Source organism: Lentibacter sp., from assembly GCF_965658795.1.
GTDB lineage: Bacteria > Pseudomonadota > Alphaproteobacteria > Rhodobacterales > Rhodobacteraceae > Lentibacter.
In genome coordinates this window covers 18,502-41,516 of record NZ_CBFHTG010000020.1, presented here as the reverse complement: position 1 = coordinate 41,516, position 23,015 = coordinate 18,502, and the positions used below count along the sequence as shown (strand labels likewise).

Genomic DNA, 23,015 nt, shown 5'->3' with positions numbered 1-23,015 from the left:
GAGACAGGTGATAACGACAGCCCATGAAGACAGCCCGACGTTGCGGTTTGACGCAACGCGCGATGCAGGGCTTGCACGGCTCGCAGCCTTTGCCCCCCACGCAGGCGCTGCCTATCAGGCGCGGCGCAACTATGATCTGACCGCCAGTGGCGCAGGCGCGGTTTCGCAGCTGTCGCCGTGGCTGCGGCATCGGCTGATCTCGGAAGAAGAGGTGCTCACCACCGTTCTGCGCCACCACAGCCCACAAGCGGCGATGTCATATGTGCAGGAGGTGTTCTGGCGTGGCTACTTCAAAGGCTGGCTGGAGCAGCGCCCCACCGTCTGGTCATCCGCTCAAAGCCAACAGCCCCCGCTGAAGGGCGCTCAAAAAACGGTCTATGCCCAAGCGGTCGCGGGCGAGACAGGCATCGCCTGCTTTGATCACTGGTGCGAGAGCCTCAAGCGCGCGGGCTACCTGCACAACCACGCCCGCATGTGGTTTGCCTCGATCTGGATCTTCACGCTGCGCCTGCCATGGGAGCTGGGCGCTGCCTTTTTCCTCCAGCATCTGCGCGATGGCGACCCCGCCTCCAACACGCTCAGCTGGCGTTGGGTTGCAGGGTTGCACACCAAAGGCAAACACTACCTCGCCCGCGCCGACAACATCGCCACATTCACCGAAGGCCGCTTTTTCCCGAAAGGCCAGCTGGTCGAAAACGCCGCCCCGCTGGAGGAGGCACAGGAGCACCCGCTCCTGCCCTTTAGCCCCCAGACAGCCGATCACACAGCCCCCCACATCCTTGTCATCACCGAGGAAGACTGCCTCAGCGGCGCAGCCCCTGCGCCAAGCTGCCGTGGTGTTTTGGGGCTTGTCTCGCCAGAGGCCTCGCCCTTTGCACAAGCGGCGGTGCGCAACACAGTCAAAGACCTCGGGGGAGAGGCCTACACAGGCCACACATGGAGCACAGCCATAGGTGACGCCCTTACGCAAGCTGGTGTGCAAACCGCCCTCACAGCCCATATCCCCGTGGGTCATGTCGCAGATGGCATGGCAGAAGCACAGCGCCACCTTGCTCAACAGAGCCAACACCTGTTGTTTCAGACCCGCCCCTATGATGCGCTGGTCTGGCCCCATGCGACCAAGGGGTTTTTCAAAGTCAAAAAACAGATCCCTCACTTTCTGGAGGCGCTCAACCTTGCCTAAAGCGCAGATCCCCCAACACCTTGATGAAGCCCAAGTGAGCGACATCGTCGAAATGGCGCTCTCTGATCATGTGAGCTTCGCCCAGATCAAAGACCACTACGGCCTGTCTGAATCCGAGGTCAAAGCCCTGATGAGCCGCACCCTGCGCCGCGGAAGCTACGTGGCGTGGCGCAAACGCGTGCAGAGCTTTTCGGCCCGCCGCGCGCAGTATAAATAAGCCCATGGCGAGCCTCGCGCCTCATATTGTCTGGTTCAAGCGTGATCTGCGCCTGCAAGACCACGCACCGCTCTTTGAAGCGGCCAAGCAAGGCGCGCCTGTCATTCCGCTCTATATTGTCGAGCCCGAGTACTGGCGTCAGCCCTTCGCAGCACGGCGGCACTGGCACTTTATCCACGATTGCCTGAGCGAGCTTGACCAAGGCTTACAAAAGCTCGGCCAACCGCTCGTTGTGCGTGTCGGCGCGGCCTGCGATGTTGTGAAATCGCTTCATGAGCAACACGGCGCAGCCACGCTCTGGGCACATGAAGAAACCGCCGATCTCTGGACATACCGTCGCGATATCGCGCTGCGCCGCATGTGCCGCAGCCTTGGTGTCACGGTGCATGAGCGGCCGTCAAACGGGGTCGTGCGTGGCCTGAAAAGCCGCGATGACTGGAGCGCGCAGCGCAACCAGCGTGTGGCGCGGCCCGTCACGCCCAAACCTGACAGCTTGATGCCCGCACCAGAGGTCGCGCTTGCGCCGCTTCCCGCCAAAGACGACCCGCTGTTTGGCGCGCCGCTCACAGGCCTCACCCAGCAAGGTGGCCGCAGCGCCGCCATAGCCGATTTGCGCAGCTTTCTGGAAACGCGCGCAACGGGCTATCTCAAACATATATCAGCCCCCGGGCCATCCGAGCACGCCTGCTCGCGCCTGTCAGCACATTTGGCTTGGGGCACCCTCTCGACACGTGAAGTGGTGCAAGCCCTCGCACGGCGCAAGGCCGCGCTCAGCCCACTTGAGAAAGGCCGTTTTGCGCGCAACCTTACGGCCTTTGGCTCGCGCCTTGCGTGGCGCTGCCACTTTATCCAGAAGCTGGAGGACCAACCCAGCCTCGAAACCCACTGTATGCACCGCGCCTTTGAAGGGCTGCGCGAGCCAGAGCACCGCGAAGACCTGTTTGAGGCCTGGAAAACAGGGCAAACAGGCGTGCCATTTGTCGATGCCTGTATGCGCAGCCTCATCCACCAAGGCTGGATCACCTTTCGCATGCGCGCCATGCTTGTAAGCTTCGCCAGCTACCAGCTCTGGCTCGACTGGCGCAAAACAGCGCCCTACATGGCCGGGCTTTTTACCGATTATGAACCCGGCATTCACTACAGCCAGTTCCAGATGCAATCCGGCGTCACAGGTATCAACGCGATCCGTGTCTACAACCCCGTCAAACAGGGCCTCGACCAAGACCCGGAGGCGCGTTTTATCAAGCGCTGGGTACCAGAACTGGCCCACCTGAGCGCACAGGCCGCCCATACGCCTTGGGCGCAAGACGTGACACTCTTTGAAACAGGTGCAGGCGACACCGCCTACCCTGCACCTGTTGTCGACCTCACACAGTCGGCCAAAGCCGCCAAAGACAAGATCGCCGCCGTGCGACAAAGCACAGGCTATTTGCGCTCAAAAGAAGCGGTCTATCAAAAGCACGGCAGTCGCAAACGCAAGAGCAGTAGCCGCAGCAAGCCTGTTTCAAACGACCAGCTCAGCCTGTTTTAAGGCCCTATTCAAAAGTTTATTTGTGAAGAAACACAACCGAAGTACACAAATTTTTGCACCAAAAAACGTCACTTAAAAAGCTTATTGCGACTCTTTTTTGCGACATAGAGTCACAAACTTGGTTCCATTTCAGGAACAGCCCCTCCCCATAAACAGCGAGTGTTTCCAGACCAAAGGGGCATGTCGCACTGTGCTCCTATATTACGGAGCGCGCCACAGGATATTGATAATATATCAATAATATTGAATCTCAGACAGCTGGAGCGATCACAAAAATTTATCAATAATTGTCTATGCCCGCAGCACCAAGGGTTATATAAAGTATCTAAAGACGTATCAATTTCACTATGGAGACATGTGAGTGACATTTTAGGAAGCTGTGGGGGCTTGCGTTATATGTACGGTGACGAAATCTTTCCTGTTGTTGGTGTCGGCGCGTCAGCCGGCGGCCTTGACGCGCTGAAAGCCTTTGCGCGCGCAACGGCCCCCCAAACAGGGGCGGCCTACGTGGTCTTGCAACACCTGCCTCCAAACCAGCCCTCAAGCTTGAGCGAGCTCTTACAAGCCGAAACAAGTTTGCCCGTTCGCGCCGCAGCAGACGGCGACACGCTCCAACCCAACCACCTCTATGTTGTGCCCCCCGGCACAGTCGCCACGCTGGAAGGCGACACGCTCAGACTCAGCCAATACTCCAAACCCGAAGAGCGCCAACACCCGCTGGACATCCTGTTTACATCCCTCGCTGCACGCGGTGCCAGCGCCATTTGCGTTGTGCTGTCCGGCTCGGGCCACGACGGCGCCGAGGGATTGGTGCGGATCAAAGCAGCAGGCGGCCTCGCACTGGCCCAGGACAGTGCCGAAGCCCAGTTTTCCTCCATGCCCGCAAGCGCCATCGCCACGGGGATGGTCGATTATATTCTGCCCGCAAGCCAGATTGCCACATACGTTGAAGAGGCCTTGGGCAACAGCACCGAAGGCCTCACAACCGCCGACATCGCCAACGAAGACATAGAGCGCGCCCTCCCCGAGCTGACGGCCCGCCTCGCCGAGATCACCGGCAACGACTTTTCCAGCTACAAGCCCGGCACCCTCGTGCGCCGCATCAAACGCCGGATGCACCTTCTGCGCATTTCCGATGTGACAGATCTGCAAACGATCCTGCAAGACGAGCAGCAGGCGCTGCTTCTGGCACAAGAGTTTCTGATCGGCGTGACCTCGTTTTTCCGTGATCCAGAGGCTTTTGAGGCGCTGCGCAAGCTGGTGATCACGCCGCGTCTTGAGAGCAGTGAAGACACGCTCCGTATCTGGGTTCCCGGCTGCTCGACAGGCGAGGAAGCCTACTCTGTCGCCATGCTCTGTATCGAGGAGATGGAAGCCCGTGGCGATCCGCGTGTGCTTCAGGTGTTTGGCACCGATATCAACGCCGCCGCCCTCCTCGCAGCGCGCGCAGGCATCTTCGGCCCCTCCGCGATCGACAGCCTGTCAGCCGACCGCAAGGCGCGGTTCTTTCAGTTTGAAAACGGCCTCTACCGCGCGACACCACAGCTGCGGGAAGTTTGCATCTTCGCGCCCCACAACCTCCTGCAAGACCCGCCTTTCTCGCGCCTTGATCTGATCTGCTGCCGCAACATGCTGATCTATTTTGACAGCCAGCTCCAAAAGCAGGTCATCCCCAAGCTCCACTTCGCCCTGAAGCCCGGTGGCCACCTGTTTCTCGGTCCGTCCGAAGGTCTCGCAGGCCAGGACGCGTTCTTTGATGTGTGCGACAAGCGCCACCGCATCTACCAAAGAAACAACGACGCCAAGACAACCTTTTCCTCCACTCAGGATATCCGACGCAAGTCCGGCCAGAAACTAAGCTTTCAACCGGCTGCACTACATCCGTCACCCAAGTATGACCTGTCTCAAGAGAGCTTGGCCGAAGCAGAGTTTCTGCGCAGCTTTGCCGCGCCCTTTGCGCTTGTCTCAGGCTTCGGTGAGGTCCTATACACCTCCCAGAACATGAGCGGATTGATCCAGCCGTCCCACGGGGTGCCCTCCAATCTCATCGACACCTATCTGGCGCCCGAATTGCGCCAGCCTGTGCGCAGCTGCCTCAACACCGCCCAAGAGACAAACACAGTTCAACAGCGCAAAAGCGTTGTCGTGGCCAGCGGGGCCAACACAACGATCTATGATGTCAAAGTCGCGCCCGCAGGCACCGAGTTTCTCCTGATACTGGCCGAGGTGCGCGTCAGCGACATGCAAGAGCTGGCAATTTTGATGCAGCAAAACGAAGTGTCCGACAAAACAGCTCTCGAGCTCGAGAACATCAAGCTGCGCAAACAACTCGCCAACACGATGGCCGAATTTGACGCCAAAGGCCAAGAGCTGATGAGCATGAATGAAGAGCTCATGAGCATGAACGAGGAGTTACAGTCTACCAACGAAGAGCTGGAAGCCTCGCGTGAAAGCCTCCAGACCAGCAACGAAGACCTCGAAGCGCTCAATGCCGAGCTTGAAAACCTCTATGACACAACCCCGGTTGGCCTTTCCCTCGTAGATCGTGATTTGCGCTTTCTGCGCATGAACAAAAGCCTCGCAAAGATCAACGGATTTGAACGCCGTGATCATATCGGCAAAACCATCAAGCAGCTTCTTCCTGACCTAGACCCCAAGCTTGTCGAGATTTATGATAAAGTCTTCACAACGGGCCAGGCGGTGAGAGATATCAAAATCTCGGGCATAACCGAAGCCGCCCCTGGCAAAACACGCCACTGGATGACCGACTATTACCCCGTCTGGAAGCGCCAGCAGGTGGTGGCAGCAGGCTCTTGTGTGCGCGAAATCACGGATCAAGTCGAACTGCTAGAGCACGTTCAAGGCCAGAACGAGCATCAGAAACTGCTCATGGCCGAGCTTCAACACCGCGTGAAAAATACCCTCGCCATCATCAGCTCTATTTCCAAACTTCTGCTCAAAGATGTTGATGACCCCCGGGTCTATCAAAAGCGCCTTGAAAACCGGCTCGACGCGATCTCGCGCACCCATGACCTGCTGACATCCTCCAACTGGACAAAAGCCTCGCTCGCCGAAATCATCGCGAACGAGGCAGCGCCCTTTGAAGGCGACAAAGAGAAAAGAGTTGTGCTCAGCGGGCCTGATCTCATGCTGAGTGCAGAACATGCGCTCTCTATGGGCATGGGGATTCACGAGCTTATGACAAACGCCGCAAAATATGGCGCGCTCTCATCAGAACAAGGCCTTGTCACGATTCAAACAGACGTAACACACGATGGCCCCGGCCGTATCGCCCATATCGCCTGGAGCGAAAAAGACGGGCCTGAAATATTGGCCAAACCCGATCACAAAGGCTTCGGCAGCCTCGTTCTGGAGCGTGTGCTTGAGCGAGACCTGGGGGGAAGCGTGTCTGTCAGTTATCGGCCCGAAGGCCTGAGCTTTGAGCTCGAGTTTGAGCTGACCGAAGATCCGCCACAGACTAAATTCACGCCCCTAGCGACGGAAACAGCATGAAATCAGATCTTGGATACTTGATCTAGAAGGACCAAAGTTAAATGCAAGAGAGAGACATTCTTATTGTCGAAGATCACGCCCTCCTCGCGATGTTGATGGAAGAGATATTGCGAGAGGCTGGGTACAATAATATTCATATCTGCAACTCCGCAGATACGGCTCTTCGCTGCATCAAGTCATACAACATCGAGTTCGCGTTTCTTGACTTCAATCTTGGCTATGACAAATTGAGTGTGCCTGTCGCCGAAAAGCTGGGCGAAAAGGCGATCCCCTTCGCGTTCCTCAGTGGCTACACCTCAACAGAAGGCATTATTCCTGATGGCCTCGGTGAGGTCGCGCGCCTCAGCAAGCCGGCCATTCGCGAAGAAATTCTGATGTGTCTCACCGATCAGGCACAGTGCCTTTGACAGCAGCAAGCCCTTCACAGCTGTTTCCGGAGAGGCTCCGCGCCGCTCAGAACGCGTAGTCAACCTCGATGGAGCGCGCCTGAAGAGCCGCAATAACGCCTTTCAGCACATTCTTGCTCGAAATACCTTCGCGCAACGCATCTTCAATCAGCGTATCCTTGGTGGAGTGGTCGACAATATTGAGCAGCACACGCTTGCCAAGAAGCTTGTCATAGACAATCTGTTTGCCAATCCCGGCCTTGCGCCGAAGCCCAACAAACTCTCTTCCATTCTCAGCATGAAAAGCCATTTTGCGTCCTGTTCCATCGTTCAACAGGTGAGTTATAAAAACGATATTAACGAAAAGATAACGTTCAAAAGATACCTCCCCTCGTCGTGTCTTTAGCGACACAGCGCTAAGCAGAATGCCCATATTTTGCGGCAATAACGCGTCGCACCCACGATATTTTTGTCCTCTGAAACGCACCTTTTGGGTCTCATTATAAGCGGCTCTAAACCGGCTATCTAAAGATAGCTATCGGCAACCAAATCGAGCCGCACCGCGTGACACTGTGAAAGCGGCCCTGCGCCAACCCCAAAACCCCGCTTTGCGAGCAGATGCATCTAGGGTAAAGGCTGTCCCATGCGCAGCTTGCCTCCCATATCCGCCGAGCAACCCGTTCTGATTGCGGGGCCAACAGCCTCGGGCAAATCCGCCCTCGCACTCGAGATTGCCGAGGCGCAAGGTGGCCTCATTGTGAACGCTGACGCGCTTCAGGTCTACGCTGACTGGCGCCTGCTCACAGCCCGCCCCTCCGCCGAGGAAGAAGCGCGCGCAGAGCATGCGCTTTATGGCCATGTTGCGGGCACACACCCCTATTCAGTGGGCGAATGGCTTGCCGAGGTGCGCAGGCTTGCAGCAGGCAACACACGGCTGATCATCGTGGGTGGCACAGGGCTTTACTTTGCCGCCCTCACCGAAGGCTTGGCCGAAATCCCTCTCACCCCCCCGGAGGTGCGCGCCGAGGCCGACGCATTGCGCGCCACACCGGCGGGCTTGGCAGAGATGATCGCCGCACTTGATACGGCCACCGCCGCCAGGATCGACCTGCAAAACCCCATGCGCGTGCAGCGGGCTTGGGAGGTCCAGCGCAGCACAGGGCGCGGCCTCGCCGCATGGCAAGCCGACACGCCTCCGCCCGATATGCCGCTTGGCACGGTGCAGCCTTTTGTCCTGAATGCCGGGAAAGACTGGCTCAACGCCCGTATCGAACAGCGCTTTGACATGATGCTCACCCAAGGCGCGCTGGCTGAGGCCGAGGCCAATCTGGCCGATTGGTCCCCCGAGAAGCCCTCATCCAAAGCCATCGGTGCCCCTGAGCTGATCGCCCATCTCAAAGGCGGGATCAGCCTCAAAGAAGCCCGCGCGCGCGCCTGCATTGCCTCGCGCCAATACGCCAAACGCCAGCGCACCTGGTTCCGTGCCCGCATGTCGCGCTGGCATCCGCTTGAGCGCGGCTAGCGGCTCGCAGCGCAAAATGTCGCTTTTGGCACGGAGAAATGTCGCAAAATCGCCAAAATAAGTCACGCAGCCCATTGACGCCGCCCCCCCAGCTGTGGCCGTATAGGTTAACCGATGGGACAAGACCGCAACAAAGCGGCAGGGCCTCGGCCCAAAAGGGAGTGATATATGCCGCAGGTTTTATGCGCGGCTGACACGGGCGTGATCGCCTCGTGCAGCTACAGACTGTTGCCCGCATCCACACCGATGCACCACAGCCTCAAACCAACAGGCACTTTCCCAACCACGCGCGTTGCGCTGCCACATTCGCTGATGCGCCAAAGCGCGCATCACCCAAAACAGACGCCTGCGTCTGACAATCGCCTGATGAACAGGGGAACCTAAATGGGACTATTTATCCTTCGACGGCTCGGCGTGATGCTACTGACAGCGCTCTGCCTGACCTTCGTGGTCTTTTTCTTGACCAACCTCTACCCGAACCTCGAAAAACTCGCCAAAACCCAAGGCAACATGCGCATGTCAGACGAGCAAGTCTCCACATGGCTGGGCAACCGTGGCTACACACAGCCCTTGCCGCGCAAATACGCCGAGTGGCTCGGAGTGGCCCCGGGGTTCACCTACACAACAGCCGAAGGCGAGCTGACAGGCCGCTGCCTGCGCCCGGGCGTCGAGCCTGCAACAGCCCCGCGCTACTGCGGCATTCTCCAGGGCGACTGGGGCTACTCAACCGTCTTTAAAGCCCCCGTCACCGAGATCATCAGCACACGCCTTGGCCTCACCGCCAAGCTCATGTTCTGGGTCATGGTGCTGATGGTGCCCTCGGCGCTGCTTGTCGGCGTCCTCGCGGGGATGCGCGAAGGCTCCCGCACCGACCGCACCCTCTCAACCGCCTCCATCGCCACAACGGCCACACCAGAATATGTCTCGGGCGTCATCTTCATTGCCCTTCTGGCAAGCTCGCGGTTCGGCCTCTCGCCCATTCTCGCCGATGCAGGGCTGATTGAGGGCAAGACGCTCTTCAAAGGCACAGCCACATCCGCAATGGAAAGTGCCAATTTCGAGAACTTCTTCCTGCCCGTGCTCACCATCGCACTCTACGGCATGGGCTATATCGCGCGCATGACACGCGCCTCCATGGCCGAAGTCATGACCGCGCAATATATCCGCACCGCAAGGCTCAAGGGCGTCGCGTTCCGCAATATTGTCATGCAACACGCCCTGCGCAACGCACTCATCGCGCCGTTCACAGTGATCATGTTGCAGCTCCCGTGGCTGCTCAACGGTGTGGTCATCGTCGAGACGCTCTTCAACTATAAGGGCTTTGGCTGGACGCTCGTCGCGGCAGCAGGCAACAATGATATCGAGCTTCTGCTCGGGGTCTCGGTTGTCTCCGTCTTCGTGGTTCTCATCACCCAGCTTCTGAGTGATATCGGCTACGTCTTCCTCAACCCGCGCATCCGCATTTCGTAAGGGATAATGATTATGGAACCTCTTACATGGTTTGGCGCATACGCAGGCTTTTTCGGAAGCTTCCTCGCCGTCTTCGCAACCCTCGCTGTGCTGGCTGGCCTCTGTGCCATGCTGCTCTCGCTCACAGGCAACTCGGCCAAAGGCAGCTTCTCGCTGTTCAATGGCATCGCCGTGGTCACTCTGCTCGTTGTTGGCATAGGCTATATCTACAACGCGCTCAGCCCCTCGCTGAGCGGTGGCATGGAGCTGGCCGCCTTGGGCAAGATCCTTCTGGGCCTTGCTGGCCTGGGCCTCTTTGCCGCGATGCTGAGCGTGTTTTTGAACTCGCTGTTTGATGACCCCGCCGAGACACTGGGCTGGGTCTTTGGTCTCGCGCTTAAGCTCATTGGCCTCACCGTCGCCGCATGGCTGGCCTACACGCTCCTCTTTGCGGGGGCTGCCTTCCGCGAGCAGCTCGCCACGATGGACCCGTCAGCGCTGCCCACAGGCGACGCGCTTGCCCAACAAAAGAACATCGCCGTCATGCAAGGCCGCGGCATCCTCGCCTCGATCTTCATGCGCTTCATGCCTGTCTGGGTCGCGCTCACCCTGCTCTTTGCGGTCTCGATCCGCTACAAGCGCAAGCTTGGCCTCTACGGCAAGCTCTTTGACAACGCGATCGGCATGTTCGGCTTCGCTCTTGTGATGTTCTGGGTCTTCACAGCGGGCTTTAACGGCCTCTTTGACATGATCGCCACTCATGGCCCGCTTGATCAGGCCTCGGGGATGAAAAACAAAGTGCCCGGCACGCCCCTGCGCGGTGCGGAGCTTGGCGAATACCCCTACTACCTGCTCGGCGGTGACAACCTCGCGCGCGATGTCTTCTCGCGCATGGTCACAGGCTCGGTCATCGTGATCATGATCGCGCCACTGGCCACGCTCTTTGCCTTCATGGTCGGGATCACACTGGGCTTGCCTGCGGGCTACTTCTCGGGGCCAGCGCTGCGCAAAGGCAGCTTGGGCATGATCGCCACAGGCGTTGTCTTTGCCCTCGCCACCCTCGCAGCGGGCTACGGCGGCGGCTTGGCCAACTTTGTCATGCTCGGGGTTATCCTTGCGGTTCTGTTTGCGATGATGTTTCGCGCCTCGCTCGACACGGTGCTGAGCTTCTTGGCAAACCTCATTCTCGCCTTCCCGGTGATCTTGCTGTTTTACCTGCTCGTCACCCCCGAAATCGTCGAGACAGGCCTGCCGCAATATATGGCGATTGTGCTCTTCATCTTTCCCATCGTCTTTGCGGGTGTCCTGATCAGCTCACGCTTCCAGACCGACCCTGCGAAAAACAAGTTCTGGCTCTTGGTCGTGCTGATCCCCATGGTCATCCTCTATATGGTCACGATCAATGCACCTGACAGCCAGATCGACATTCTCGGCGCGCTCGATTTCTTTAACCCCGCCCCCGGTGTTCTCGTGGTCTTCGTCTCGGTGGTGTTTGTAAACTCGCCCACAGTCTTCCGCATCGTGCGCGGCCTCGCGCTCGACATTCACAGCCGCGACTATGTGGCAGCGGCGCAGACCCGTGGGGAAGGCCCGTGGTACATCATGCTCTGGGAGATCCTGCCCAACGCGCGCGGCCCGCTCATCGTCGATTTCTGCCTGCGCATCGGCTACACCACGATCCTGCTCGGCACCCTCGGCTTCTTCGGCCTCGGCCTGCCGCCAGAAAGCCCGGACTGGGGCAGCACGATCAACGAGGGCCGCAAGCTCTTGGCCATCTATGCGCACCCCGCTCTGCCGCCTGCCTTCGCGCTTCTGACGCTCGTTCTGGGCCTCAACCTCTTGGCCGACGGTCTGCGCGAAGAGAGCCTGAAAGACTGACACTTCGGCGCGGCGGCTCAGTCTGCCGCGTCACCACCAAAATGAACAAGACATTAAGGACGCAACGGAATGGTTAACGCTCACACCCCTCAAGAAGCCTCATCAGGCGGTGCACGCATGGTGCACGGGGTGTGCACGCTTATCACCCCCCCGTTTTGCGCCACACAGGGAGAACGTTAATGGCTAAAATCCAGTATGAAGGCCCGATCCTTGAGATCGACAAACTCTCGATTTCTTTCTTCACGCGGCTCAGGGAAATCCCCGCTGTGATGGACTTTTCTGTCAAGGTTGCTCCGGGCGAAGCCGTTGGTTTGGTTGGAGAATCTGGCTGCGGCAAGTCAACAGTGGCGCTCGGCGTCATGCGCGACCTTGGCAAAAACGGCCGCATCGTCGGCGGCTCGATCAAATTCAAGGGCCGCGACATGGCCTCCTTAAGCGATGACGAGCTCCGCGACATCCGCGGAAACGAAATTGCCATGATATATCAAGAGCCTATGGCCTCTTTGAACCCCGCAATGAAGATCGGCAAACAGCTCATGGAAGTGCCGATGATCCATGAGGGCGTGTCAGAAGAAGAGGCCTACAACCGCGCTCTGGAGGTGGTCACAGACGTCAAACTCCCCGACCCCGCGCGCATGCTCTCAAGCTATCCCCACCAGCTTTCTGGCGGCCAGCAGCAGCGCATCGTGATCGCTATGGCCTTGATGTCAAAGCCTTCTTTGCTGATCCTCGATGAGCCGACCACCGCGCTTGATGTGACCGTCGAGGCGGCGGTTGTGGAGCTTGTGAAGGATCTGGGCAAGAAATACGGCACCTCGATGCTGTTTATCTCCCACAACCTCGGGCTGGTGCTTGAAACCTGTGACCGTATCTGTGTGATGTATTCGGGCGAAGCCGTCGAGCGCGGCGACATCGAGACCGTGTTCAACAACATGCAACACCCTTATACACAAGCCCTTTTCCGCTCTATCCCCCTCCCCGGCGCCGACAAAAACGCGCGCCCCTTGGTGGCTATTCCGGGGAACTTTCCCCTGCCCCACGAGCGCCCGAAAGGCTGCAATTTCGGCCCGCGATGTGACTATTTCCAAGAAGGCCTCTGCGACGAAGGCTTTGTGCCCATGTCTTCTGTCGATGACACAGGCAGCCATGAAACCCGCTGCCTGAAGTTCAAAGAGATCGACTGGAACGCCCCTCTGATTGCCGCAGATACAAAGACCAAAGGCGAGATCGGCGAGGTCGTTCTTTCAATGAAAAACCTCAAGAAATACTACGAAGTTGCGGCAAATGCCCTCTTTGGCGGTGGTGACGTGCGCGTGGTCAAAGCCAACGAAACCCTCAGCTTTGAGGCCCGCGAAAGCGAGACATTGGCCATTGTGGGTGAGTCTGGCTGTGGCAAATCAACCTTTGCCAAAGTGCTGATGGGGCTTGAGACCGCAACCGACGGCACCATCGAACTGGATGGCAACAGCATCGGCAACACACCCATCGAAAAGCGCGGCTCAAAGACCGTCGCCGATATCCAGATGGTGTTCCAGAACCCGTTTGATACCCTCAACCCCTCCATGTCGGTGGGGCGTCAGATCATCCGCGCGCTCGAGGTCTTTGACATTGGCGACAGTGACGCCGACCGCCGTGAACGGATGCTGAAACTGCTGGATCTGGTGAAGCTGCCCCGCGCCTTCGCCGACCGCATGCCACGTCAGCTCTCGGGTGGGCAAAAGCAGCGCGTCGGCATCGCCCGCGCCTTTGCCGGCGATGCCCGCATCGTGGTGGCTGACGAGCCGGTCTCAGCGCTCGATGTGTCCGTCCAAGCCGCAGTTACAGACCTTCTGATGGAGATCCAGCGCGAGCATAAAACCACGCTGCTTTTCATCAGTCACGACTTGAGCATCGTCCGCTATCTCTCTGATCGCGTTATGGTAATGTACCTTGGGCATGTGGTTGAACTCGGCAAAACAGACGAAGTTTTCGCACCGCCCTACCACCCGTATACAGAAGCGCTGCTCTCGGCTGTGCCTATTGCCGACACCAGCATCCAGAAAAAGCACATCGTATTGGAAGGCGATATTCCATCCGCGATGAACCCGCCCTCAGGCTGCCCCTTCCAAACCCGCTGTAACTGGAAGAGCAAGGTCGCTGGCGGCCTTTGTGAGACAGAAGTGCCCCCTGTCAAAGACATGGGCAACGGTCACCAGATCAAATGCCACCTCTCTGATGAAGCTCTGAAAGAGATGGAGCCCGTGATCAAGCTCGCAGCAGCCGAGTAAACTTTGAGGGGAAGCGCCTAGCTTCCCCAGATAACCTTGACGTAGTTGCGCGTCTCTTTGAAGGGCGGTACGCCGCCATATTTCTTCACCGCGCCAGGCCCAGCATTGTAAGCCGCAAGCGCCAAGCGCCACGAGCCAAACTCGCTATACTGGGTTTTCAGATAGCGGGCCCCGCCTTCAAGGTTCTCATAGGGGTCATGGGGATTCACCCGCAAGGCCCGTGCCGTGCCTGGCATCAGCTGGGCCAGCCCCAAAGCGCCCTTGTGTGAGCGCGCAGACGCGTTCCAGCCGCTTTCCTGCTGCACCAGTCTCAAGAACAGATCAACAGGGACACCGTGCTTGCGCGCAACGCTCTTGGCCATGTCTACGTAAGGCCCGTTCTGGCCCTGATAGGGCTTGAACGCCTCAGTGCCCCACTTTGTCGGCGCAACCACTTTGGCTGGCTGTAGCCTGATCGAAGAGGAATACTGGGATTTCGCCCGCGTATCCAGAATCCGGGTTTGGGTTTTGAAGTGAGACTTGCTTTTCGATCCGAACAATTCGGCCGATGCGCCCGCAGGCACAAGCGAGACCGCCAAGACAGCGCTCAAGAGCATTTTGTGCATCTTCATTTCCCCCAAAAAACTTGCGGGCACATTATAGCTCACAGCTCAGATTTCCAGCATCCATTGGCTTTACGCCCCCATTTCGCAGTTTCTCGCTCATTTACGTCAAGTTTTATGCTTTCATTAACGCGGCCGTGATGATGTAAGCTCTGTCAAACACCACAGAGATTCTCAAGAAAGGCGCAACATGGCAGGCTCGGTTAACAAAGTCATTCTCATCGGCAACTTGGGGCGCGACCCCGAAGTGCGCACTTTTCAGAATGGCGGCAAGGTCTGCAACCTGCGCATTGCAACGTCAGAAACCTGGAAAGACAAATCTTCCGGCGAGCGCCGCGAGCGCACAGAATGGCACTCTGTCGCGATCTTCTCAGAACCTCTGGCACGCGTTGCCGAGCAATATCTGAAAAAAGGCTCCAAAGTTTACATCGAAGGCCAGCTTGAAACCCGCAAGTGGCAGGACCAATCTGGCGCTGACCGCTACAGCACCGAAGTTGTTCTGCGCCCCTACACCAGCACACTCACCATGCTCGACGGGCGCGGCGAAGGTGGCGGCAATGGCGGCAGCTTTGGTGGCGGCGGTGGCGGCTCCTACGGTGGCGGCCAAGACGACCGCTTCGGTGGCCCGTCAGAGCCACAGCAAGTTGGGAACAACTCCGACTTTGACGACGAAATCCCCTTCTAAATAGGGTTATTCGGGCAAAGGCCCGATCAGGCGCATATATTCCTGAGTGGCAAACCGGTCGGTCATGCCACTCAGGTAATCCGAGACAATCCGCGCAGTCTCAAGCTGCTCTCCCAAAGCATCGCTCAAAGCGTCGTGCCACTCTTCCGGCAAAAGCTCGGGGGTGGCGAGATAGCCTTCAAACAAGCCCTCCACAATCAATGAGGCGCGCGCGCGCATTCGCACAACCGACGGCGCACGATACATGCGCTCAAACAGAAATGCGCGAATGACCTTCAAGTCAGCCCAAAGCGCTGGCGAAAACCGCACAAGCGGCCGCCCCGCATGGCGCACATCAAACGCGCTTTCAGCGGCAATCTCGCCAGCCGTCGCACGGCTCGTAGAAATGACATCCTCCACCAAAACTCCGAAGAAGCGCCGCAACGCCTCGTGCTGGCGGCGCGCAGGGTCAAGCGCAGGATAGCGCGCATCAACCTCCCGAAAACACGCACCCACAATGGGCAAACCAAGCAGCTCTTCGACCTCGAACAGCCCTGCGCGCAGGCCATCGTGAATATCGTGATGGTTATAGGCAATATCATCAGACAAGGCGGCCACCTGAGCCTCTGCACTGGCATGGGTGCCCAGTTCCAGATCATGGCGCGCATCATACTCGGCCAAGGCGTAAGGCACAGGCGCCGCGACGGGCCCGTTGTGCTTGGCAATCCCTTCAAGACAATCCCACGTCAGGTTCAGCCCGTCCCAGTCCGCATAGTGGCGCTCAAGCGAGGTGACAATGCGAATGGCCTGCGCATTGTGGTCAAAGCCGCCGTAAGGTTGCATCAACGCATCCAGGCTGTCTTCGCCCGTGTGGCCAAAGGGCGTATGCCCGAGGTCATGGGCAAGCGCGACCGCTTCGGTCAGCTCCGAGTTCAGCCCCAATGCGCCACAGATCGTCCGTGCCACTTGGGCCACCTCGATAGAATGCGTCAGCCGCGTGCGGTAATAGTCGCCCTCATGTTCAAGAAAGACCTGTGTCTTGTGCTTGAGCCTGCGAAAGGCGCTGGAGTGAATAATCCTGTCACGATCCCGCTGAAAACACGTGCGAAACGCGCTTTCTGCCTCGGGGAAAAGACGGCCACGGGCTGTCTCGGGGCGGCTTGCGAAGGGCGCCATTTCAAATTGCATTGCGTCTCATCCTTGCCGCCGCTTACATCGCCCCATATATATGGCACTGAGCCGTCAGGTAAACCCGCCAGCCCGTAAGGATCCGAGCCCATGTTCGTCCCCCCCGCCGTCACAGAAAAAGCCTTTGAGCAACTCGCCGCCATTGGAGCCAGCAAAGAAGGCAAAGCCCTGCGCGTTGCCGTTGAGGGCGGTGGCTGTTCGGGCTTTCAATATGAAATCAAACTTGATGATCCGGCTGCCGATGATCTGGTGCTGGAAGGCGCTGGTGAAAAAGTGGTGATTGACGAGGTCAGCCAGCCTTTTCTCACGGGAGCCAAAATCGACTACGTCGAAGAGCTGATCGGTGCGCGGTTTGTGATCGAAAACCCGAACGCCTCTAGCTCCTGTGGCTGCGGCGTGTCCTTTTCGATGTAGGCTCAGCCACCCGCCCGCGCAAACAGCGCAAAAAAAGCGTCAAACTCGGGATAGGCCGCTTCGGCCTCCAAGAGGTGGGCATAGGCCTCTCCTGCCAGCATCCCCTCTAGCTGCAGCCGCATGGCGCCCCAGTCATCGACACGGCGCTCAGCAAGGTTGTAAAGGTATTCCGACATCGCCCGCAGCACGCCATGATGGCCGTGTGACCTGCGAAAAATCATCCGCTCGGCGCTCATCGGCTGCTCAAAGCTCGCACAGCCCGTCACCATGGCGTGCCAATTGCTCATCAGAAACTCGTGGTAGTCGTCAATCGGCGGCGTGGCTTCAGCGCTGACATCAAAGCTTCTGCGCACAGCCTGCACCCAATCTTCCCAAGCCTGAGGCACAGGGCGGCGCGCAAAGCGAAGCGCGATACAGATTTCCGCCAGCAAATCAGCGTTTTCGTCAATCAGCGCCAGCGTGCCCGCAAACATGAGGCTGCGGGCCGCCTCTTCGCTCAACTCCGGGTCGCGGCGGCCATATTCACTCAGATAAAACACAATATGTGTCAGCTCGTATGCGGCCTTCTTGTTGGGCACCGAAAACGTCTCACTGCGCGAAATAAACCGGCGCAGGCGGTCTGGCAGTCCCGTGTCCTCACCGCCAAGCGCAATGCCCCGACGGCCCAACAGCCGCGCGGCTTCAGCGCGCTGCAAATCGGACAGTTCCACATCGGCCAGCTGCATCTTCTGGGCATAGTGACAGAGGCGCTCCCCCACATCGCCGTCAAGGCCAAGCGCCTCAAGATCAAGCGTGATAGACAAAAAGAAGCGGTAGTATTGTGGAAAGAAGGTCAGCCGGCTTTCCACGTTGGCATAAAAACTTTCATAAGCGCTTAAGGTTTCAGGGCTGAAGCGCTTCCCGATCGTCTCATGGACATTGAGAAGCTCGGCATTTTCCTTGAGCCAGAACACATCATCCCCGATGCGCCGATGGCGGGCAAAGCAATGCGCCAAAGCTGTCTGTTGCGTCTTTTCCGACAGCGCAGGTTTGGAAAAATCAAGCGTGATGACATTGCCCATAACATAACCTCGATACTCTTTAAAAAAATGGCGGGGAGCCTGCCTTGCCCCCCGCCGATACGCCCGACTTTACAGCATCGGGAGAGAGACCTGTCAGTCGGCCGCAGGGGAAGACCCGCTGATATAGGCCCCTGTGGCATCGCCCGTGAGTGTGTGTGAGCTTGTTGGAGCCGATCCACTGATAAATGCGCCTGTCGCGTCACCTGCCAGCGCGTCTGTGGTTGTTGGGGCCGATCCGCTGATAAAGGCATCAGTGGCATCCCCTGCCATAAGATCAGATGAGCTTGGCGCAGAGCCGCTGATGAAAAGTTCAGAGCCGACACCGTCAAACAGGCTTGTCTCTGTGATCTCTTGAGTTGGTGTGATGAGTTTACGAAGTGCAGTCATGTTTAATCCCTCCAAGGTTGATGTTCCTTTAGCGTTATCTACTTTTGATTGTTAATCAACAACTTTCGATACCGTTAAAGTTGTATTTATAACATCCTGAAGTATGGGCACTTTTAGCCTCAAGCCGGGCCGCCCCACGGCAAAGCTCACGATACATCTCCTCCCGAATTGCCCTCTGCGCCGCCCGGAATACCCCCGCACTCCGGCTCTGGCGGAACGGTGATTCTTCCGCTACACCTGCCCCGAAGTGCACAAAGGCGGGCCCCATGAAGATCGCGACATTCAACATCAACGGCGTCAAAGCCCGATACGAAACCCTGATCACATGGCTCAAAGAAGACGCCCCCGATGTAGCGATCTTGCAAGAGATCAAATCGGTCGATGAAGCATTCCCGCGCGACGAGATCGAGGCGCTCGGGTATCAGCTGGAAACCCACGGTCAGAAATCCTTCAACGGCGTTGCCCTGCTCTCCAAAGTGCCACTGGAAGATGTCATGCGCGGCTTGCCCGGCGATGAAACCGACGAGCAGGCCCGCTATATCGAGGCCACAGTCGTCGGCGAAAAGACAGCGCTGCGCATCTGCGGTCTGTACCTGCCCAATGGCAACCCGACCCCGGGCCCGAAATATGACTATAAACTGGCGTGGATGAAGCGGCTTCACACCCGCGCCGAAGAGCTTCTGGCGCTGGAAGAGCCCTTCTTCATGGCGGGCGACTACAACGTGATCCCGCAAGACGAAGACGCCGCCAAACCCGAGAGCTGGCAGCAAGACGCGCTCGCCCTGCCCCAAACACGCGAAGCCTACCGCCGCCTTTTGGCGCTTGGCCTCACAGAAGCCTTCCGCGCCCAAACCCAAGGTGGCGGGCACTACAGCTTCTGGGATTATCAAGCAGGCGCATGGCAGCGCAACAATGGCATCCGCATTGACCACTTCCTGCTCAGCCCGGAATGTGCCGATCTCATGGTCAAATGCGAAATTCAGGCCGAAATGCGGGGCCGCGAAAAGCCGTCCGACCACGTACCAGTTTGGCTCACGCTAGACGTCTAGCTCTGAAAAGAGCGGTAAAACGCTGCCAATCGAGCGGTTGAGCTGTCCAGACCTTCCGCGGCTGCACCGTCAAGAACAGGGTGCAGAGCGGTCGCCATCTCTTTGCCAAGCTCGACCCCGAACTGGTCAAACGAGTTGATCCCGAGGATCGCCCCCTCGACAAACACACGGTGTTCATAGAGCGCAATAATCCGCCCCAACATCTTTGGCGTGAGTCTCTCATACGCCATCGTCACAGAGGGGCGATTGCCTTCAAACACACGCTGCGGATCTTCATGGCTGCGCCCCAACATCAAGGCTTGCGACTGCGCAAGACAGTTCGCCACAAGCAACGCATGGTGGTCGGCCAGATCTGGCTCATGCCCCTGCATCGCCACAAGAAACTCCGCAGGCACCACTTCTGTGCCTTGGTGCAAAAGCTGGTAAAACGCGTGCTGCCCGTTGGTGCCTGGTTCCCCCCAGACGACAGGCCCCGACCCAAAGGCCAGCGCCTGCCCCGTCTGGCTCACGCGCTTGCCATTGCTCTCCATCTCAAGCTGCTGCAGATAGGCGGGCAAGCGCGCCAAGCGCTGCTCGTAGGGCAGCACCGCGCGCGTGGCGTGGCCACAGACCTGATGATGCCAAAGCCCGACAAGCGCGTGTAAAACAGGTATGTTTTCACGCAAAGGCGCAGTCGTAAAATGTGTATCCATCTCGCGTGCGCCCGCCAAAAAAGCCTCAAACTGCTCAGGCCCGATGGCCAGCATCAAGCTCAGCCCGATCGGCCCCCAAACCGAGTAGCGCCCACCAACCCAGTCTTCAAAGCCAAACACCCGCTCCGCAGGAATCCCAAACGCCGCCGCCTTCTCCTCAGCGCTGGAGATGGCCACAAACTGTGCCGCAGGCTCAGCCACATGTGCCGCCAACCAGCGCCGCGCGGTCTTGGCGTTTGTCATCGTCTCAATCGTGGTAAAGGTCTTGGACGCCACCACCACAAGGGTCTTTGCAGGCGTCAGTTCTTTGAGCACATCGTGAATATGCGCGCCGTCAATGTTGGAGACAAAATGCACACGCGGCCCGTCGCCATAAGGCGCAAGCGCCTGCGTGGCCATGACAGGCCCAAGATCTGAGCCGCCAATGCCGATGTTGACAACATCGGTGATGTCGCTGGCCCGTATCTTGCGGGCAAAAGCCTGCATCCGCGCAAGCGTTGCGCGCACATCAGGCATCACATCGTGCCCATCGACCTTGACCACAGCCGCAGGCCCTGCCCGCAACGCTGTATGAAGCACAGCACGGCCTTCGCTTGCGTTGATCTTCTCTCCCGCAAACATCGCGGCGCGCTTGGCCTCCACATCGGCGGCCTCGGCCAGATCAAGCAGCGCTGTCAGGCTTTGCTCTGTCAGCGCGGTTTTGCTGAAATCATACAGAAGCCCGCAGGCCTCACGGCTAAATCCCTTGGCGCGCGCAGGATCCGCCTCAAAGAGCGCCGCAATCTTCGGCCGCGCCTTGCCCAGCGTAAAGACACGCGCCCACTCGGCCGCAACCTGCGCTTCAAACATCAGGGCGCCCAATGCACCGTTGTGCCTTCCAGGATCGCATTCACAGGGGCCTTTTCCGGCGGCAACGTCGCCGCGCGCTCCAGAGCTGCGCGTTTTTCATCCCCGATGATGATCAGGTGTTTCTTCATCGCCCCGTTGAGCACATTGGCCGTGAGGCTCACGCGCGGCTCAGGCTCCCCCGCCGCCGTGATCGGCACAAGCAGGGCTGTGGTCGTATCACTCAGGCCCGCCTCCAAGCCCTCGGCACCGGGAAAGAGCGAGGCAGTGTGCATATCCGTGCCCATCCCGAGCAAAACAACAGAGAGCGGCAGACAGGGGTAAAGCGTGCTTTCAACATCTGCCAATGTCTCGTCAGGCGTGTCTGCGCCCGTGTAAAACGGGTGAAACACGGCCTCCGCCGCCCGCCCCTGCAGCAGCCGCTCGCGCAACAGCCGCGCATTGGAGCGCACATGCACTTCAGGGCGCCAGCGCTCGTCTGTCAGCATCACGTCAACACGGCTCCACTCAAGCGACGCCGCACACAACGCATCAAAGATCGGCCCCGGCGTCGTGCCACCGGGCACAGCAAGGCTCGCGCGCTCCTCATGGAACAGCACATTCTCAAGCTCTCCCGCCAAAACATTGGCCACGCCAATGGCGAGCATTTCATCATCAGGATAGGTTACAAACTTCATTCTCTTATCTCTCTCCAGCGGCGCCCGTCACGGTGCATCAACATAAGCGCGTCATCAGGCCCCGCGCTATCAGGCTCATAAGCCAGTGGCACATCGCGCCGCGCTTCCCAATCTGCAATAATAGGATCGCTCCAGCGCCATGCAGCTTCAACTTCATCATCCCGCATAAACAGCGTCTGGTTGCCGCGGATCACATCCATGATCAGCCGCTCGTAGGCATCTGGCACATCTTCGCCCTCTGGCCCGAGCGCCTCGGCAAAGCTCATATCCAGCGGCACATCAATCAGCCGCATCCCCCCCGGGCCGGGCTCTTTGATGGTCACGCCGAGCTCGATGCCCTCGTTGGGCTGCAAGCGAATGCTCAGGATATTGCGGTGTCGGCCACTGTCTTCCCCAAAGATGTTGTGAGGCGTATCCTTGAACACAACGGCAATCTCGCTCGCGCGGTGCTTCAGGCGCTTGCCTGTACGCATATAAATAGGCGTGCCAGCCCACCGCCAATTTGAAATATGCGCCTTAAGGGCAATAAAGCTCTCGGTCGTGCTTTCTGCATCCCCCACATCATCGGCATAGCTCGCCCGCGCCTCATCGCCCGCGTATTGGCCACGCACACACTCTTTCGGCCCGACAGGCTCAAGCGCGCGAATAACCTTGAGCTTCTCATCCCGCACCGCATCAGGCTCAAAGCGCGCAGGCGGCTCCATCGCGATCAGGCACAAAAGCTGCATCAAGTGGTTCTGCACCATATCGCGCATCGCACCCGCGCGGTCATAATATTCGCCGCGCCCGCCAACACCCACGGTTTCGGCCACCGTGATCTGGATATGATCAATATACTGACTGTTCCAGAGCGGCTCGAACAACATATTGCCAAAGCGCACCGCCATCAGGTTTTGCACGGTCTCTTTGCCGAGATAGTGGTCAATGCGGTAGATCTGGCTCTCGTCAAAATGCTTGGCCAAGGCCGCATTCAGCGCCTGCGCGCTTGCCAGATCACGCCCGAAAGGCTTCTCCACCACAATCCGCGTTTCATCCCCTGCCAGCCCGTATTTGTGCAACCGCTTGGCAAGGTCTTCAAAGAGGCTCGGCCCGACCGAGAAGTAAAACGCCCGCGTCACGCTGCGCCCACATAGCGCCTTGAGCGCATCCCAGCCGTCGGTGCCGCGCGCATCGAGCGCCACGTAGTCCAGACGCGCGACAAAAGCTTTGTAATCAGATGCTTTTGCCCCTTTAACCTTGGCAAACTCCTTCAAAGCCTCCAGCACCAAAGCGCGAAAGCTCGCCTCATCATGATCAGAGCGCGCAGCCCCGATGACGCGCGCATCGTCCGGCATCTGCCCCGCATAAAAGCGGCGGAACAGGCTCGGCAATATCTTGCGGCGCGCAAGGTCTCCCGTTGCGCCGAATATCACCAGATCAAAATCATCGACGGGAATGACGCGCGAAACCATTTGCAAACCTTGCGTATTTCTCTTTGCGCAAAGATAAC

Annotated in this window: 20 protein-coding genes; 12 read left to right on the top strand and 8 right to left on the bottom strand. The window is 58.5% G+C overall.

Annotated elements, in window-relative coordinates; all coding sequences use genetic code 11:
- The first annotated feature begins 7 nt into the window (after positions 1 to 7).
- From ACTG3X_RS12475 to ACTG3X_RS12455, 5 genes are all read left to right on the top strand, one after another.
- Positions 8 to 1,183, top strand: a complete 1,176-nt coding sequence (locus ACTG3X_RS12475; RefSeq protein ID WP_439111605.1) for an FAD-binding domain-containing protein — start codon at positions 8 to 10, stop codon at positions 1,181 to 1,183.
- A 52-nt stretch (positions 1,184 to 1,235) separates the two neighbouring features.
- Positions 1,236 to 1,400: a DUF2805 domain-containing protein gene (locus tag ACTG3X_RS12470; RefSeq protein WP_439111610.1), complete on the top strand. Its 165-nt coding sequence runs from the start codon at positions 1,236 to 1,238 to the stop codon at positions 1,398 to 1,400.
- 4 nt (positions 1,401 to 1,404) lie between these two features.
- Positions 1,405 to 2,931, top strand: coding sequence for an FAD-binding domain-containing protein (locus ACTG3X_RS12465; protein ID WP_439111604.1), 1,527 nt, complete (start codon positions 1,405 to 1,407; stop codon positions 2,929 to 2,931).
- A 357-nt stretch (positions 2,932 to 3,288) separates the two neighbouring features.
- A complete protein-coding gene (locus ACTG3X_RS12460; RefSeq protein ID WP_439111603.1) occupies positions 3,289 to 6,444 on the top strand; it encodes a chemotaxis protein CheB in 3,156 nt (1,051 codons plus the stop codon).
- Between the two features lie 41 nt (positions 6,445 to 6,485).
- Complete coding sequence (locus tag ACTG3X_RS12455) at positions 6,486 to 6,851, top strand: response regulator (protein WP_439111602.1); 366 nt, start codon at positions 6,486 to 6,488, stop codon at positions 6,849 to 6,851.
- 46 nt (positions 6,852 to 6,897) lie between these two features.
- Here the strand turns inward: ACTG3X_RS12455 and ACTG3X_RS12450 are convergent, their stop codons facing one another.
- Positions 6,898 to 7,140 (bottom strand): hypothetical protein, encoded by a 243-nt coding sequence (locus tag ACTG3X_RS12450; RefSeq protein ID WP_439111601.1) that lies wholly within the window; start codon positions 7,138 to 7,140, stop codon positions 6,898 to 6,900.
- Between the two features lie 333 nt (positions 7,141 to 7,473).
- Between ACTG3X_RS12450 and miaA the strand changes: the two genes are divergently transcribed.
- The 4 genes from miaA to ACTG3X_RS12430 all read left to right on the top strand — a co-directional run bounded on the left by miaA (position 7,474) and on the right by ACTG3X_RS12430 (position 13,946).
- Positions 7,474 to 8,352, top strand: a complete 879-nt coding sequence (gene miaA, locus ACTG3X_RS12445; RefSeq protein ID WP_439111600.1) for a tRNA (adenosine(37)-N6)-dimethylallyltransferase MiaA — start codon at positions 7,474 to 7,476, stop codon at positions 8,350 to 8,352.
- Positions 8,353 to 8,736: 384 nt separating this feature from the next.
- Positions 8,737 to 9,822, top strand: a complete 1,086-nt coding sequence (locus ACTG3X_RS12440; protein ID WP_439111599.1) for an ABC transporter permease — start codon at positions 8,737 to 8,739, stop codon at positions 9,820 to 9,822.
- A 12-nt stretch (positions 9,823 to 9,834) separates the two neighbouring features.
- Positions 9,835 to 11,679 (top strand): ABC transporter permease, encoded by a 1,845-nt coding sequence (locus ACTG3X_RS12435; RefSeq protein WP_439111598.1) that lies wholly within the window; start codon positions 9,835 to 9,837, stop codon positions 11,677 to 11,679.
- Positions 11,680 to 11,858: 179 nt separating this feature from the next.
- Positions 11,859 to 13,946, top strand: a complete 2,088-nt coding sequence (locus tag ACTG3X_RS12430) for a dipeptide ABC transporter ATP-binding protein (protein WP_439111597.1) — start codon at positions 11,859 to 11,861, stop codon at positions 13,944 to 13,946.
- A gap of 17 nt (positions 13,947 to 13,963) precedes the next feature.
- On the opposite strand, the gene ACTG3X_RS12425 is transcribed toward ACTG3X_RS12430, so the two are convergent.
- On the bottom strand, positions 13,964 to 14,551 hold the full coding sequence (locus ACTG3X_RS12425) for a lytic transglycosylase domain-containing protein (RefSeq protein ID WP_439111596.1): 588 nt from the start codon (positions 14,549 to 14,551) through the stop codon (positions 13,964 to 13,966).
- 187 nt (positions 14,552 to 14,738) lie between these two features.
- On the opposite strand from ACTG3X_RS12425, the gene ssb reads away from it, so the two are divergent.
- Positions 14,739 to 15,233, top strand: coding sequence for a single-stranded DNA-binding protein (gene ssb / locus ACTG3X_RS12420; protein WP_439111595.1), 495 nt, complete (start codon positions 14,739 to 14,741; stop codon positions 15,231 to 15,233).
- A gap of 6 nt (positions 15,234 to 15,239) precedes the next feature.
- Here ssb and ACTG3X_RS12415 read toward each other — a convergent pair whose 3' ends face one another.
- Positions 15,240 to 16,400 (bottom strand): deoxyguanosinetriphosphate triphosphohydrolase, encoded by a 1,161-nt coding sequence (locus ACTG3X_RS12415; protein ID WP_439111594.1) that lies wholly within the window; start codon positions 16,398 to 16,400, stop codon positions 15,240 to 15,242.
- A 90-nt stretch (positions 16,401 to 16,490) separates the two neighbouring features.
- On the opposite strand from ACTG3X_RS12415, the gene ACTG3X_RS12410 reads away from it, so the two are divergent.
- Positions 16,491 to 16,814 carry a HesB/IscA family protein gene (locus tag ACTG3X_RS12410; RefSeq protein ID WP_439111593.1) on the top strand — a complete coding sequence of 108 codons (324 nt, stop codon included), beginning with the start codon at positions 16,491 to 16,493 and terminating at the stop codon, positions 16,812 to 16,814.
- Between the two features lie 2 nt (positions 16,815 to 16,816).
- Here the strand turns inward: ACTG3X_RS12410 and ACTG3X_RS12405 are convergent, their stop codons facing one another.
- Both ACTG3X_RS12405 and ACTG3X_RS12400 read right to left on the bottom strand, forming a co-directional pair.
- On the bottom strand, positions 16,817 to 17,875 hold the full coding sequence (locus tag ACTG3X_RS12405; RefSeq protein ID WP_439111592.1) for a DUF6902 family protein: 1,059 nt from the start codon (positions 17,873 to 17,875) through the stop codon (positions 16,817 to 16,819).
- A gap of 93 nt (positions 17,876 to 17,968) precedes the next feature.
- Positions 17,969 to 18,262, bottom strand: a complete 294-nt coding sequence (locus ACTG3X_RS12400; protein WP_439111591.1) for a hypothetical protein — start codon at positions 18,260 to 18,262, stop codon at positions 17,969 to 17,971.
- A gap of 266 nt (positions 18,263 to 18,528) precedes the next feature.
- Here ACTG3X_RS12400 and xth point away from each other — a divergent pair, with 266 nt between their 5' ends.
- The gene (gene xth, locus ACTG3X_RS12395) at positions 18,529 to 19,311 is read left to right on the top strand and encodes an exodeoxyribonuclease III (protein ID WP_439111590.1); all 783 of its coding nucleotides are present in this window, start codon (positions 18,529 to 18,531) and stop codon (positions 19,309 to 19,311) included.
- Here xth and pgi read toward each other — a convergent pair.
- From pgi to zwf, 3 genes are read right to left on the bottom strand one after another with little or no spacing between them, the layout of a single operon-like run.
- Complete coding sequence (gene pgi, locus ACTG3X_RS12390) at positions 19,308 to 20,852, bottom strand: glucose-6-phosphate isomerase (RefSeq protein ID WP_439111589.1); 1,545 nt, start codon at positions 20,850 to 20,852, stop codon at positions 19,308 to 19,310. The two genes, xth and pgi, sit on opposite strands and share 4 nt — an antisense overlap.
- Entirely contained in the window at positions 20,852 to 21,526 is a 675-nt protein-coding gene (gene pgl / locus ACTG3X_RS12385; protein WP_439111588.1) for a 6-phosphogluconolactonase, read from the bottom strand. Before pgl ends, pgi begins: the two co-directional genes overlap by 1 nt.
- Positions 21,523 to 22,977, bottom strand: a complete 1,455-nt coding sequence (zwf, locus tag ACTG3X_RS12380; RefSeq protein WP_439111587.1) for a glucose-6-phosphate dehydrogenase — start codon at positions 22,975 to 22,977, stop codon at positions 21,523 to 21,525. Before zwf ends, pgl begins: the two co-directional genes overlap by 4 nt.
- Positions 22,978 to 23,015: the final 38 nt, after the last annotated feature.

Excerpts from the sequence above, each read along its gene's own strand:
- ACTG3X_RS12470 (WP_439111610.1), top strand. The coding sequence starts at position 1,236 with ATGGCGCTCTCTGATCATGTGAGCTTCGCCCAGATCAAAGACCACTAC.
- ACTG3X_RS12465 (WP_439111604.1), top strand. The coding sequence starts at position 1,405 with ATGGCGAGCCTCGCGCCTCATATTGTCTGGTTCAAGCGTGATCTGCGC.
- ACTG3X_RS12455 (WP_439111602.1), top strand. The coding sequence starts at position 6,486 with ATGCAAGAGAGAGACATTCTTATTGTCGAAGATCACGCCCTCCTCGCG.
- ACTG3X_RS12450 (WP_439111601.1), bottom strand. The coding sequence starts at position 7,140 with ATGGCTTTTCATGCTGAGAATGGAAGAGAGTTTGTTGGGCTTCGGCGC.
- miaA (WP_439111600.1), top strand. The coding sequence starts at position 7,474 with ATGCGCAGCTTGCCTCCCATATCCGCCGAGCAACCCGTTCTGATTGCG.
- ACTG3X_RS12440 (WP_439111599.1), top strand. The coding sequence starts at position 8,737 with ATGGGACTATTTATCCTTCGACGGCTCGGCGTGATGCTACTGACAGCG.
- ACTG3X_RS12435 (WP_439111598.1), top strand. The coding sequence starts at position 9,835 with ATGGAACCTCTTACATGGTTTGGCGCATACGCAGGCTTTTTCGGAAGC.
- ACTG3X_RS12430 (WP_439111597.1), top strand. The coding sequence starts at position 11,859 with ATGGCTAAAATCCAGTATGAAGGCCCGATCCTTGAGATCGACAAACTC.
- ACTG3X_RS12425 (WP_439111596.1), bottom strand. The coding sequence starts at position 14,551 with ATGCACAAAATGCTCTTGAGCGCTGTCTTGGCGGTCTCGCTTGTGCCT.
- ssb (WP_439111595.1), top strand. The coding sequence starts at position 14,739 with ATGGCAGGCTCGGTTAACAAAGTCATTCTCATCGGCAACTTGGGGCGC.
- ACTG3X_RS12415 (WP_439111594.1), bottom strand. The coding sequence starts at position 16,400 with ATGCAATTTGAAATGGCGCCCTTCGCAAGCCGCCCCGAGACAGCCCGT.
- ACTG3X_RS12410 (WP_439111593.1), top strand. The coding sequence starts at position 16,491 with ATGTTCGTCCCCCCCGCCGTCACAGAAAAAGCCTTTGAGCAACTCGCC.
- ACTG3X_RS12405 (WP_439111592.1), bottom strand. The coding sequence starts at position 17,875 with ATGGGCAATGTCATCACGCTTGATTTTTCCAAACCTGCGCTGTCGGAA.
- ACTG3X_RS12400 (WP_439111591.1), bottom strand. The coding sequence starts at position 18,262 with ATGACTGCACTTCGTAAACTCATCACACCAACTCAAGAGATCACAGAG.
- xth (WP_439111590.1), top strand. The coding sequence starts at position 18,529 with ATGAAGATCGCGACATTCAACATCAACGGCGTCAAAGCCCGATACGAA.
- pgi (WP_439111589.1), bottom strand. The coding sequence starts at position 20,852 with ATGTTTGAAGCGCAGGTTGCGGCCGAGTGGGCGCGTGTCTTTACGCTG.
- pgl (WP_439111588.1), bottom strand. The coding sequence starts at position 21,526 with ATGAAGTTTGTAACCTATCCTGATGATGAAATGCTCGCCATTGGCGTG.
- zwf (WP_439111587.1), bottom strand. The coding sequence starts at position 22,977 with ATGGTTTCGCGCGTCATTCCCGTCGATGATTTTGATCTGGTGATATTC.